The 12265-nt window shown below is 61.3% G+C and carries 11 protein-coding genes and 1 pseudogene; 8 read left to right on the plus strand and 4 right to left on the minus strand.

Annotated elements, in window-relative coordinates; all coding sequences use genetic code 11:
* Nucleotides 1-163 precede the first annotated feature (163 nt).
* Together KGB23_RS30325 and KGB23_RS02560 are read right to left on the minus strand one after the other, a co-directional pair.
* Nucleotides 164-256: pseudogene (locus KGB23_RS30325) on the minus strand (PH domain-containing protein); the annotation flags it as partial.
* Between the two features lie 31 nt (nt 257-287).
* Complete coding sequence (locus KGB23_RS02560) at nt 288-647, minus strand: potassium channel family protein (RefSeq protein WP_223429754.1); 360 nt, start codon at nt 645-647, stop codon at nt 288-290.
* Between the two features lie 434 nt (nt 648-1081).
* Between KGB23_RS02560 and KGB23_RS02565 the strand changes: the two genes are divergently transcribed.
* From KGB23_RS02565 to KGB23_RS02580, 4 genes are read left to right on the plus strand one after another with little or no spacing between them, the layout of a single operon-like run.
* Complete coding sequence (locus KGB23_RS02565) at nt 1082-1558, plus strand: formate dehydrogenase subunit gamma (RefSeq protein WP_223429755.1); 477 nt, start codon at nt 1082-1084, stop codon at nt 1556-1558.
* Nucleotides 1555-3111 (plus strand): formate dehydrogenase beta subunit, encoded by a 1557-nt coding sequence (locus KGB23_RS02570; protein WP_223429756.1) that lies wholly within the window; start codon nt 1555-1557, stop codon nt 3109-3111. The genes KGB23_RS02565 and KGB23_RS02570 overlap by 4 nt, the downstream gene beginning before the upstream one ends.
* A complete protein-coding gene (gene fdhF / locus KGB23_RS02575) occupies nt 3108-5990 on the plus strand; it encodes a formate dehydrogenase subunit alpha (protein WP_223429757.1) in 2883 nt (960 codons plus the stop codon). Before KGB23_RS02570 ends, fdhF begins: the two co-directional genes overlap by 4 nt.
* A complete protein-coding gene (locus tag KGB23_RS02580) occupies nt 5987-6208 on the plus strand; it encodes a formate dehydrogenase subunit delta (protein WP_046045986.1) in 222 nt (73 codons plus the stop codon). Before fdhF ends, KGB23_RS02580 begins: the two co-directional genes overlap by 4 nt.
* Nucleotides 6209-6368: 160 nt before the next feature.
* On the opposite strand, the gene KGB23_RS02585 is transcribed toward KGB23_RS02580, so the two are convergent.
* Both KGB23_RS02585 and KGB23_RS02590 read right to left on the minus strand, forming a co-directional pair.
* The gene (locus KGB23_RS02585) at nt 6369-7751 is read right to left on the minus strand and encodes an ATP-binding protein (protein WP_223429758.1); all 1383 of its coding nucleotides are present in this window, start codon (nt 7749-7751) and stop codon (nt 6369-6371) included.
* The gene (locus KGB23_RS02590; protein ID WP_223429759.1) at nt 7748-8458 is read right to left on the minus strand and encodes a response regulator; all 711 of its coding nucleotides are present in this window, start codon (nt 8456-8458) and stop codon (nt 7748-7750) included. The genes KGB23_RS02585 and KGB23_RS02590 overlap by 4 nt, the downstream gene beginning before the upstream one ends.
* A gap of 166 nt (nt 8459-8624) precedes the next feature.
* Between KGB23_RS02590 and KGB23_RS02595 the strand changes: the two genes are divergently transcribed.
* From KGB23_RS02595 to KGB23_RS02610, 4 genes are all read left to right on the plus strand, one after another.
* A complete protein-coding gene (locus tag KGB23_RS02595) occupies nt 8625-9416 on the plus strand; it encodes a VacJ family lipoprotein (RefSeq protein ID WP_223429760.1) in 792 nt (263 codons plus the stop codon).
* Nucleotides 9406-9669, plus strand: a complete 264-nt coding sequence (locus tag KGB23_RS02600; RefSeq protein WP_223429761.1) for a hypothetical protein — start codon at nt 9406-9408, stop codon at nt 9667-9669. The genes KGB23_RS02595 and KGB23_RS02600 overlap by 11 nt, the downstream gene beginning before the upstream one ends.
* A gap of 84 nt (nt 9670-9753) precedes the next feature.
* The gene (locus KGB23_RS02605) at nt 9754-11670 is read left to right on the plus strand and encodes an alkaline phosphatase D family protein (protein WP_223429762.1); all 1917 of its coding nucleotides are present in this window, start codon (nt 9754-9756) and stop codon (nt 11668-11670) included.
* 67 nt (nt 11671-11737) lie between these two features.
* Entirely contained in the window at nt 11738-12241 is a 504-nt protein-coding gene (locus tag KGB23_RS02610; protein WP_223429763.1) for an adenylate kinase, read from the plus strand.
* Nucleotides 12242-12265: the final 24 nt, after the last annotated feature.

Consider the following 12265-nt stretch of genomic DNA (forward strand, 5'->3'; position numbering starts at 1 on the left):
CCGTTGGGGCGGGAGCTGCATCGTTTGTCTGTTGAGTTTGGCAATGCGCGGACGATGGAGCAGCTTGATGCGCCGCTCATTGCGCTTAAGGACTATCTGAAAGACATTCAATGAATAAAGGTGGGCGACCTAAAAAGCGGGAACGCCTGATAGCTGGACCGAGACTCTCGGTGATGCCCTGCACGTTGACCGCGATGATGCGGTTGCTGGTAAACACCACGCCGTCGCGCATGGATTTGCAGGAGTCGATGATTTGCGCCCCCTTCCAGTAGCAACCAAGCATGACTTCACGCCGTCGGCTTACCCGGTTCGTCCTGCCCCGCCGCCCGCACTGCAACCTCAATCGCCCGAACACTGATCGCCGCAAATATCGCTGTCATCAGCACCCCGTTGAACCCCAGCAAAATCGCCAGAACCCGCGAGACGCCAAGTTTCGGCACGAGTTCTCCATAACCAATGGTCAAACCGGTCACGAAGCCGAAATAGATGCCGTCAAAAGGATCCCAACCCTCCAGGTAGCTGATGATGAGGCCGAATAGCACGATAGAAAAAAGCAGTATGGAAAAGATCGGCCAGACAACGCGAAAGTAGAAGCAGACTGCTTTGTAGAATTCTCGACGGACGTGCGATGCATGAGTGGGGTTCATGTCATGGGTTTCCTGAGGTTTGCCTGAGCGGCAGGCGTATTAACACTCCATCAGCTTGGCACAAGCGCTGGAAACTGGTGATCAACTGTGGAGTGGTCAACTAATTCCGGACACCTCGATAGGTGACTTCGACGCCATCGACCATTCAGGGACGACGCCTCGGGCCGCACTCTTCTAGACTCAATAGAAAGTCGTAGAAAGAACCGAACACGTCGCTTTGGTGCAGATGAATCAAAAGCAGCGTGGCAAGCTGCCTTAATGCCCTTATAGAGGTGCGGCAAAGACCGCGCCGGGCACAACAAGATGCCCGCACAGGGTGCCCTGGCCAACGGCCTGAAATTGCCACGATACCGTGACGTGGTGTGAGTGCCGCAGCCGACACTTTCGGACGACCGACAACCATCTGGTTTGTCCGTGACCGTGAGGAATGCTGAATGCCTGATGAGATGTTGCACCTACCTATGGTCAACAGCCTGCTGGAGCGCCACAAACGCTCCCCCGGTGCACTGTTGCCCATTCTTCATGATATTCAGGAGGGCATCGGTTATATCCCCGATGCCGCCATCCCCGAGATTGCCCACGCGCTAAACCTGAGTCAGGCCGAGGTTCGCGGGGTGATCAGCTTTTACCATGACTTCCGCACCGCGCCTCCGGCCCGGCATATCCTGCGTCTGTGCCGGGCCGAGTCCTGCAAGAGCCGCGGTGCCGAGCAGCTCGCCGCGCAGTTGCGCGAACGCCTGCAACTGGACGACCACGGCAGCAGTGCCGACGGCAACATCAGTCTGCGCCCGGTGTATTGCCTCGGCGCTTGCGCCTGCTCGCCCGCTCTGGAACTGGATGGCCAGGTGCATGCGCGGCTCAGTGCCGAGCGTCTGGATGCCTTGCTCGACGCTTGCCGGGAGGACGCATGATGCCGCGCCTTTATCTGCCCGTTGATTCGCTGGCCCGTGCCGTGGGCGCCGATGAGGTGGCCTTGGCCCTTGCCAATCAGTCGCAGGAAAGCAATCTGGACCTGCAACGCACCAGCTCGCGCGGCCTGTACTGGCTGGAGCCGTTGCTGGAAGTGGACAGCCCGCAAGGCCGTATCGGCTTCGGCCCGCTGACTGCTGCCGATGTGCCGTCCGTGCTCGATGCGCTCCAAGGCGAGCCGTCTTCTCATCCACTGGCCTTGGGCCTGGTGGAAGAGTTGCCCTATCTGAAGACGCAACAACGCCTACTGTTTGCCCGTGCCGGTATCACCCGGCCGCTGTACCTCGACGATTACCGGGATCATGGCGGTTTCGAGGGTTTGAAAAGAGCCGTCACCATCGGTGGCGAACAGACCGCGACTGAGGTGTTCGATTCAGGCCTGCGTGGCCGTGGCGGCGCAGCTTTCCCCGCTGGGATCAAATGGCGCACGGTGCGCGCCACCCAGGCAGCGCAGAAATACATTGTGTGCAACGCCGACGAAGGCGACTCCGGCACCTTTGCCGACCGCATGTTGATGGAAGGCGACCCCTTCCTGCTGATCGAAGGCATGGCCATTGCCGGCATCACCGTCGGCGCCAGCTACGGCTACATCTACGTGCGCTCGGAATATCCACAAGCCGTAGCCACCCTGCGCGCGGCGCTGGACATCGCTCGCTCCGCCGGTTACCTCGGCGCCAATGTCGGTGGCAGCGGCCAGGCCTTCGATATGGAAGTGCGAGTCGGTGCCGGCGCTTACATCTGCGGTGAAGAAACCGCGCTGCTGGACTCTCTCGAAGGCAAACGCGGGATCGTCCGCGCCAAGCCGCCGATCCCCGCGTTGCAGGGCCTGTTCGGCCTGCCGACCCTGGTGCACAACGTGCTGACCCTGGCCTCGGTTCCGTTGATTCTGGCCAAGGGCGCGCAGTTTTATCGCGATTACGGCATGGGCCGCTCGCTGGGCACGATGCCGTTCCAGTTGGCGGGCAATATTCGTCGCGGCGGCCTGGTGGAACGGGCCTTTGGCCTGACCCTGCGGGAACTGGTGGAAGACTACGGCGGTGGTACCGCGAGTGGCCGACCGCTGAAAGCCGCGCAGGTCGGCGGCCCGCTCGGCGCCTGGGTGCCGCCAAGTCAATTCGACACGCCGCTGGATTACGAAGCCTTCGCCGCCATCGGCGCGATGCTCGGTCACGGTGGTGTGGTGGTGGCTGACGACAGCCTGGACATGGCCCACATGGCGCGCTTCGCCATGCAGTTCTGCGCCGAGGAATCCTGTGGAAAATGCACCCCCTGCCGCATCGGCTCGACCCGGGGCGTGGAGGTGATCGACCGCCTGCTGGCTGCGCCTGACCAGAGCGGTCGTGACGAACAGGTGATCATCCTCAAGGACCTGTGCGACACCCTACAATACGGTTCGCTGTGCGCGTTGGGCGGCATGGTCTCCTTTCCTGTAGCCAGCGCCCTCAAGTACTTCCCCGCCGACTTCGGTCTGCAATCTTCGGAGGCCGACCAATGATCACTCTCTTCGACCCGAACACCGATATTGATCTAGGCACTCCGGCCCGCGACAGCCAGGTGCAGGTCACCCTGAACATCGACGGCCGCAGCATCAGCGTGCCCGAAGGCACTTCGGTGATGCGCGCCGCCGCGCTGTTGGGCACAACCATTCCCAAACTGTGTGCCACCGACAGCCTGGAAGCCTTCGGCTCTTGCCGCATGTGCCTGGTTGAAATCGACGGCATGCGCGGCTACCCGGCGTCCTGCACCACGCCGGTCATCGAAGGCATGAGCGTGCACACCCAGACGCCGAAACTCGCGACCCTGCGCCGCAACGTCATGGAGCTGTACATCTCCGATCACCCGCTGGATTGCCTGACCTGCTCGGCCAACGGCAACTGCGAGCTGCAAACCGTTGCCGGTCAGGTCGGTCTGCGGGAAGTGCGTTACGGCTATGAAGGCGACAACCATCTGGCCGATGTGAAGGACACTTCCAACCCCTACTTCGACTACGACCCAAGCAAGTGCATCGTCTGCAACCGCTGCGTGCGCGCCTGCGAAGAAACCCAGGGCACCTTCGCCCTGACTATTACCGGACGCGGTTTCGAATCCCGGGTCGAGGCCGCCGGTGGCGACAACTTCCTCGACTCGGAATGCGTGTCCTGCGGCGCCTGTGTGCAAGCCTGCCCTACCGCGACCCTGATGGAAAAAAGCGTGGTCGAACTGGGTCAGCCCGAACGCAGCGTGATCACCACCTGTGCCTATTGCGGCGTGGGCTGCTCGTTCCGCGCCGAGATGAAAGGCGACCAGCTGGTGCGCATGGTTCCGGACAAGAATGGCCAGGCCAACCACGGCCACTCTTGCGTAAAAGGACGCTTTGCCTGGGGCTACGCCACCCACCCGGATCGCATCACCAAACCGATGATCCGCAAACACATCAACGACCCTTGGCAGGAAGTCAGCTGGGATGAAGCGGTGACCTACGCCGCCAGCGAATTCCGCCGGCTGCAGCAAAAATACGGCCGCGATTCCATTGGTGGCATCACCTCCAGCCGCTGCACCAACGAAGAAACCTACCTGGTGCAAAAACTGGTGCGCGCCGCGTTCGGCAACAACAACGTCGACACCTGTGCGCGGGTCTGCCACTCGCCGACTGGCTATGGCCTGAAACAAACCCTGGGCGAATCCGCCGGCACCCAGAGTTTCGACTCGGTGATGCAGGCCGATGTGATCCTGGTGATGGGCGCCAACCCCAGCGACGCCCACCCGGTGTTCGCCTCCCAGCTCAAACGCCGCCTGCGCGAAGGCGCACGGCTGATCGTCATCGACCCACGACGCATTGATCTGGTGGACTCGGTGCATGCCCGCGCCGAACTGCACCTGGCCCTGCGTCCGGGCACCAACGTCGCCATGCTCAACGCCCTGGCCCACGTCATCGTCACCGAAGGCCTGCTCAACCAGGCCTTTATCGACGCTCGTTGCGAGGGAACGGATTTCGCCCACTGGAGCGAGTTCGTCAGCCGCGCGGAAAACTCACCGGAAGTCCTTGGCGCTATCTGCGGCGTAGACCCTGCCGACATCCGCGCCGCCGCCCGCCTGTATGCAACCGGTGGCAACGCGGCGATCTATTACGGCCTGGGCGTCACCGAGCACAGCCAGGGCAGCACCGCGGTCATGGGCATCGCCAACCTGGCCATGGCCACTGGCAACATCGGCCGCGAAGGCGTGGGCGTGAACCCGCTGCGTGGGCAGAACAACGTTCAGGGCTCCTGCGACATGGGTTCCTTCCCCCACGAGCTGCCCGGTTACCGACACATCTCCAACGAGGTGGTACGGACGCAGTTCGAACAGGCCTGGAATGTCACCCTGCAACCCGATCCGGGCCTGCGCATTCCCAACATGTTCGAAGCCGCCCTCAGCGGCAGTTTCAAGGGCCTGTATTGCCAGGGCGAGGACATCGCCCAGAGCGACCCGAATACCCAACACGTCACCGCAGCCCTGTCCGCCATGGAATGCATCGTGGTGCAGGACATTTTCCTCAACGAAACCGCCAAGTTCGCCCACGTGTTCCTGCCGGGCTGCTCGTTCCTGGAAAAAGACGGCACCTTCACCAACGCCGAGCGGCGCATCTCCCGGGTGCGCAAGGTCATGGACCCTCTGGGCGGCAAGGCTGACTGGGAAGGCACCGTGGCCCTGGCCAACGCGCTGGGCTATCCAATGAACTACAAACATCCGTCAGAAATCATGGATGAAATCGCCAGCCTGACGCCGACCTTCACCAACGTCAGCTACACCGAACTTGATCGCCACGGCAGCCTGCAATGGCCGTGCAACGCCGCGGCACCGGACGGCACGCCGACCATGCACATCGAGGAGTTCGTGCGCGGCAAGGGGCGTTTCATGCTCACCGGCTACGTGCCCACCGAGGAAAAGGTCAACAATCGCTATCCGCTGCTGCTGACCACCGGGCGCATCCTCAGCCAGTACAACGTCGGCGCTCAGACACGGCGTACCGAGAACGTTGCCTGGCACGACGAAGACCGCCTGGAAATCCACCCGACCGACGCTGAGAGTCGTGGCATCAACGAAGGTGACTGGGTCGGCATCGGCAGCCGCGCCGGCCAGACCGTACTGCGTGCGCGGGTCACCGAACGGGTCGCCCCGGGCGTGGTGTACACCACTTTCCACTTCCCTGAATCGGGGGCCAACGTGATCACCACCGACAACTCCGACTGGGCTACCAACTGTCCGGAGTACAAGGTCACGGCCGTGGAAGTCAGCCGCGTCTACCACCCTTCCGAGTGGCAAAAACGCTATCAGGAGTTCAGCGACAACCAGCACCGCCTGCTCGACGAACGCCGCCAGGCGCGTGGCACTAAAGCCGAGGTACGCCGATGAGCACTGAAAATCTGATCAAAATGGTCAACCAGATCGCCCAGTACTTCGCCAGCGAACCGGACCAGCAACAGGCCGTGCTCGGCGTGCGTAATCATCTGCAGATGTACTGGACGCCCGGCATGCGCAAGGAATTGCTGGCCTGGCAGACAGAACATCAGGGCGCAGACTTGCACCCACTGGCGCAGGCCGCGGTCAGTGGGGCTGGCTGGGAGGCTTAAGCTCAAACGATCCGCTAAGCCGTCACGTAGTCGGTAGCAGCTGGCGGAGCCTGCGTTCGGCTGCGCAGCAGTCGTGAAACCTGAGTTTGCGGTCTTCCTGAAACACTGCATCCCCTGATTTCACGACTGCTACGCAGCCGAACGCAGGCTCCGCCAGCTGCTACAAGATTGCGTCATTGCAGAAATTGCTTAACTGTCTGGGCGTTGGATGCACCGGCAGCACCACCAACGCCTCCAATCCGCCCGTCGACCGATTACGCAGTGTCAGCTTGCCTCCGTGTTCCAGCACAATCGCCCGCGCCGCCGATAACCCCAAACCAACACCCCCAGTGCTTCTGTTCCGAGAGACTTCCAGTCTGAAGAACGGTGCAAAAACCTGTTCAAGGCTGGCATCCGGAATACCCGGCCCACGATCCAGTACTTTGATCCGCACCTCCCCGGCTCCGGGGATCAGTTCAATCGCCGGTTCACTACCGTACTTGATCGCGTTTTCCAGCAGATTGGTCATCACCCGCTTAAGCCCCAACGGGCGCCCGAAATACACCCACCGCAGCGGCCCACTGAACGCAATTTCAATCCGCTGATCCCGGTAATCGTCCAGCAGCGTTTGCAGCAGTTCCGCCAGATCAAACTGGGTCGCCGGCTCAAGCCGCGCATCATCGCGGAAGAACTCCAACGCCGAGTTGATCATCGCCTGCATTTCATCCACATCACGAAACAACCGCTGCTGTTGCTCGCTGTCTTCGATGAACTCCCCACGCAAACGCATCCGCGTCAGGGGCGTGCGCAGGTCGTGGGAGATGGCGGCGAGCATTTGTGTGCGGTCGCGGATGAAGTGCTGCAACTGAGCTTGCATGGCGTTGAAGGCGAGGATTGCCTGGCGAATTTCCTGTGGCCCCAGCGGCTCGATGGGCGGTGCGCGGAAGTCCACGCCGAAGCGTCGGGCACCTTCGGCAAAGTGCTGCAAAGGTGTGGCGAGGCGCCGGGTGGCGATCAGCGCGACCAGGGCGGTGGAGATCAGCACCAGCAGGATCACGATCAGGTAGCGTGGCGTTTCGTCGAGGCCCCAACTGCGCGAGGGCGCGGTGAACATCAGCCATGTCGAATCCGATAGCTCGATCAGCAGCGCGTAATGCGCATCCGCCGTGTGCTCCGTCCAGTCGGCCGGTTCATAGGCTTCGATGCGCCGGTCTGGGGATCTGAGCATTGGCTGCAGGATGGTCGAGCCGATGTCGGACTTCGGATCTTCCACGGTCGGTAGATTGAGATCGTGCCGATCAGGGTGCCAACTGACGGTGAAGCCGTTCTCGCTGGCGGCTTGCGCCAATGGGTTGCGCAGGGGCGCCGGAGCGGCCTCGATAACGCGGCTGATGGCAGCGGCTTTTTCCAGCAGGCCGGTTTCGGTCAGCGGCGGACGCGCCCACACGCCGGCCAGTTGGATAAACAGCCCGTTGAGTGCCAATGAAATGAGCATGGCCAAAATGATCGTCAACGCGATCCAGCGCGCCACCGTATCCCGGCGAATCCGCTTCAGCCAGCTCATCGCCGCGTCACGCTGGGCGTGAACAGGTAACCGCCATTGCGCACGGTGCGGATCATCGCCGGGCGCTTGGTGTCGGACTCGAGTTTGCGCCGCAGGCGGCTGACCTGAACGTCGATGCTGCGATCGAACGCCTCATGACAATGCCCGCGTGCCAGGTCCAGCAATTGCTCGCGGGTGAGAATACGCTGCGGGTGTTCGACGAAGACCAGCAGCAGGTCGAATTCGCCGGCCGACAGCGGGATCATCACGTTGTCCGGCGAGCGAAGCTCACGACGGGTGACGTCCAGGTGCCAGTCGGCGAAGTCGATCAGCGGACGAGGCCGTTCCTGCGATACCGGACGGCGCTCGTCCACGCGACGCAGCACGGCGCGCACTCTGGCCAGCAGTTCACGGGCGTCGAAGGGTTTGGTCAGGTAATCATCGGCGCCCAGTTCGAGGCCGACCACCCGGTCGCTGAGTTCGCCCATGGCCGTGAGCATGATCACCGGAATGGAGTGTCGGATCCGCAGTTGCTGGCACAGGATCAGCCCGCTGTCCCCGGGCAACATCACGTCAAGAATGATCAGGTCTGGCGGCTGGTGCTCGATGGCCGCCCACAGCGACGGGCCGTCGGTGGCGACCTCGACGCTGTAGCCGTGCTGCACGAAGAATTTTTTCAGTAGATCGAGGACCTCAAGGTCGTCGTCCACAATTAAAAGGCTGTTCACCGAAGGTCACTTAAGGGGCGAATGGAACCGCCATCTAAAACCATTCATGGCAGCGCGTCATATATTTCAATCCTGCAATAAAGCGTCAGCGCCGCAATAAACCAGACATCTTCGCGCAAGGCTTGGGGCTCAGCATCTCGGCGAACTCCTCCCGAGAATCGCGTCCATGTTGCCTTTCAAATGTGCTCCCAGGCTGGCCCGCAACACCTCGATTGCCGTGCTGGCTGCCGGGTTGGCGGGTTGCAGCAGTCAGCCGCCCTCCACCACCGATGTGAGTTGCGCCGACATCGCCTATTCGGTGTACGACCCGGCGGAACCGTTCAATCGTGGGGTTTTCGCGTTCAATCGGGTGGTCGATGACTACGCCATGGCGCCGGTCGCTCGCGGCTATCGCTACTCGCCGGACTTTTTCCAGACCGGTGTGCATAACTTTGTGGCGAACTTCGGTGAGCCCAAGGTCTTTATCAATGACCTGCTGCAAGGCAACCCGATGCGCTCGGCCAATACACTGGGGCGTTTCGTGCTGAACACCACAGTGGGCGTGGTGGGTTTGATCGACGTCTCCGGCATGGTCGGTATCCCGCGTCACGACGCAGATTTCGGCCAGACGTTCGGCGTGTGGGGCATCGGCAACGGTCCGATCGTCGAGTTGCCGTTGCTCGGCACTTCCAACAGCCGCGACGCCGCCGGCCGCGTGCTCGGTTTTGTGGTCGATCCGTTTGGCAGCAACAGCGAAACCGTGGACACGCTGTCCACCATCAGCACAGTCGGCGGCATCGTCGATGACCGCGCAGAAGCCTTACCGCTGACCGACAGCCTGCAAAAACTGCCGGACTACTACAGCGCGTTACGCAACGTGGTCGCCGAGCATCGTGCCGCCTACGTGGCCGATGGCAAACAAGGCTCGGCGCAGACAACCAAACATCAATGCACAGGAGCACCGGCCGATGGTTTCTGAAGGCAATAGCCTGATTCTGCAGCAACGGGTCATCCAGCACGACCCGGCCACTCTGCACTGTCGGGAAATTACCCTGCGCCTGTCAGCGGACTGTCGTCATCTGGTGCTCAGCCGCTACACCGAACACTATGGCCCGGCGCTGGTGCGATGGATCGAGCGTAGCCACACGGTATCCGTGACAGAGCTGTTTCGCTGGCTCGTGGCCAATGGCGAGACGGATGTAATGAAGGCGGACAGCGAGCTGTTGCCTTGACTGCCGGATTCGAGTCACTTGCATTTCATTGACCTCAGCTGCGTTATCATCGCGCGCTTCTCTGTTCCAAAAACCCGGATATCCATGTCTTTGCCGCTGCCTGACGATCATCAATCCCTGCCACCCGTCCTGGTCGGGCCGCTGTTGCGGCGTCTGGAGCCCTCGCGGCTGGTGATGTGGCTGGTGGGGTCGCGGGCGTTGTCGCTGAGGTTGCGTTTGCAAGATCGCGACGCTATCCACCTCGACGCAAGTCAGTGCACGATCATTGCGGTGGGCACCCAGGCCTTTGTTCATTTGATCGACGTATCGCTGGACGCCGCCCTGCCCTGCGACACGTTAATCGAATACGACCTGCTGATTGACGACGCTGGCGCCGGCATCGCCGATTGGGCCCCGCACTTGCTGTACGGAGACGCCCGTTGCCCAAACTTCGTCCTGCGTAAACGGGCCGATCATCTGTTGCACGGCTCCTGCCGCAAACCTCACCATCCGGCCCCGGACGGTTTGCTGTGCGTCGATCGTTTGCTGGAGGCCGAGCCGGACGCACACAAACGCCCGGCGCTGTTGATGATGAGTGGCGATCAGGTGTATGCCGACGATGTCGCAGGGCCGATGCTGCGAGCCATCCATGCCTTGATCAAGCGACTGGGGTTGTTTGAAGAGCACCTCGAAGGCGCGGTGGTCAGCGACAGCGCCAAGCTCTACGAGCACCCCGCCAGCTACTACCATCGTGCGGATTTATTACCGGCGCTGGAGAGCAACGAAACCCTGCGCGAGCGATTTTTCGGTGGGGCGCGTAAGCCGATTTTCACCAGCAGCAGTGCCGACAACCATCTGGTGACGTTCGCCGAAGTCATGGCCATGTACCTGCTGGTCTGGTCGCCGACACCCTGGTCATTGATCGCCCCGCAACCGCCGGCACTGACGCCTGCAAGACGCGAGCGTTATGCGCTTGAGCAGACGCGCATCGATGGCTTCAAGGCCGGGCTTGGAGGCGTCGCCCGAGCACTCGCTCACCTGCCGTGCCTGATGATTTTCGACGATCACGATATTACCGATGACTGGAATCTTTCCGCGCAATGGGAGGAAACGGCCTACGGCCATCCGTTCTCCAGGCGCATCATCGGCAACGCACTGATTGCTTATATGCTGTGCCAGGGCTGGGGCAACAACCCGGATGCGTTCGGCGCTGTGCTGAAGAAGACCGGTGGATTGAGCGCGACCGGGCATGACCGCTACCTCGACAGTGACATTCAGGACGAGTTGATTGACGAACTTCTGAGATTTCAGAACTGGCATTACGTACTGCCCACCCGCCCGGCCATCGTCGTGCTCGACACCCGCACCCGACGCTGGCGCAGCGAGATGAACCTCAAGCAACCGTCAGGTCTGCTGGACTGGGAAGCCCTCAGCGAACTGCAGCAGGAACTGCTCGATCACCCTTCGGCCATCATCGTTTCGCCGGCACCGATCTTCGGCGTCAAACTGATCGAAACCGTGCAGCGGGTCTTCAGCTGGTGCGGTTATCCCCTGCTGGTGGACGCCGAAAACTGGATGGCCCATCGCGGCGCAGCCCAGGTGATCCTGAACATTTTCCGACACTCGCGCACACCCGGTAATTACGTGGTGCTGTCGGGCGATGTGCATTATTCCTTCGTCTACGAAGTACTGATCCGACACCGCAAGGCCGGCCCGCGAATCTGGCAGATCACCAGCAGCGGCATCAAAAACGAGTTCCCGCCCGCGCTGCTCGAGTGGTTCGACCGCCTCAACCGCTGGCTCTACTCGCCCCGCTCGCCGCTCAACTGGCTGACCAAACGTCGACGCATGCGCATTGTTCCGCATGTCCCGGAACATGCTGAAGCGGGTGAACGGCTGTGGAATTCGGCGGGGATCGGGCAAGTGTTCTTTAATGAAAAAGGACAGCCGCAGGAGATCTATCAGCACAACTCAAACGGTTCGCCGAAGACGCGGATGGTTGCGCCTGAAAATGACGACTGAAGGCTGATCGTTCCCACGCGCCTGGGAACGATCGGATTACGGCTCCCTTATATGATCGGTGTCGCTCATGAACCTCACCCGAACCCTGATCATCGGCAACTCCGGTTCTGGCAAAAGCTGGCTGGCCGAACGACTGGCCGAGCACCTGCAAGTGCCGTGGGTCAATCTCGATTCGATTCACTGGTTGTCCGACGAACACAGCATCGCCCGCCCCCGTGCCGAGGCGCTGGGCATGGCACGGGTGATGGCCAGTGAAGAGCGCTGGGTGATCGAAGGCGTTTACGGCTGGATCATCAGCGAACTCTTGCCCCGGGCGACAACACTGATCTGGCTGTGTGTTGAAGATGAGGAATGTGTTGCCAATATTCGTCAGCGAGAGTCGCAACGGGACAAGAATGACGAGTTGTTGATTGCATTGCTCGACTGGGCCGGCGGCTATCGTACGCGCGAAGAGTCCAGTGGATTTTCCGCGCATCAGCATCTGTTCGAAGGGTTTAGCGGTTCGAAACTCAAACTCAGGGATCGAACCGAAATCACAACATTCGCGAACACCGTGTTACAAGCCAACTAACTCACACTGTTTACCAAGGATACG

This window comes from Pseudomonas sp. GL-B-26, from assembly GCF_019947405.1.
GTDB lineage: Bacteria > Pseudomonadota > Gammaproteobacteria > Pseudomonadales > Pseudomonadaceae > Aquipseudomonas.

Coding starts and splice junctions, on each gene's coding strand:
- KGB23_RS02565 (WP_223429755.1), top strand. CDS start 1,082: ATGCCTGATGAGATGTTGCACCTACCTATGGTCAACAGCCTGCTGGAG.
- KGB23_RS02585 (WP_223429758.1), bottom strand. CDS start 7,751: ATGAGCTGGCTGAAGCGGATTCGCCGGGATACGGTGGCGCGCTGGATC.
- KGB23_RS02560 (WP_223429754.1), bottom strand. CDS start 647: ATGAACCCCACTCATGCATCGCACGTCCGTCGAGAATTCTACAAAGCA.
- KGB23_RS02580 (WP_046045986.1), top strand. CDS start 5,987: ATGAGCACTGAAAATCTGATCAAAATGGTCAACCAGATCGCCCAGTAC.
- KGB23_RS02595 (WP_223429760.1), top strand. CDS start 8,625: ATGTTGCCTTTCAAATGTGCTCCCAGGCTGGCCCGCAACACCTCGATT.
- fdhF (WP_223429757.1), top strand. CDS start 3,108: ATGATCACTCTCTTCGACCCGAACACCGATATTGATCTAGGCACTCCG.
- KGB23_RS02600 (WP_223429761.1), top strand. CDS start 9,406: ATGGTTTCTGAAGGCAATAGCCTGATTCTGCAGCAACGGGTCATCCAG.
- KGB23_RS02605 (WP_223429762.1), top strand. CDS start 9,754: ATGTCTTTGCCGCTGCCTGACGATCATCAATCCCTGCCACCCGTCCTG.
- KGB23_RS02610 (WP_223429763.1), top strand. CDS start 11,738: ATGAACCTCACCCGAACCCTGATCATCGGCAACTCCGGTTCTGGCAAA.
- KGB23_RS02570 (WP_223429756.1), top strand. CDS start 1,555: ATGATGCCGCGCCTTTATCTGCCCGTTGATTCGCTGGCCCGTGCCGTG.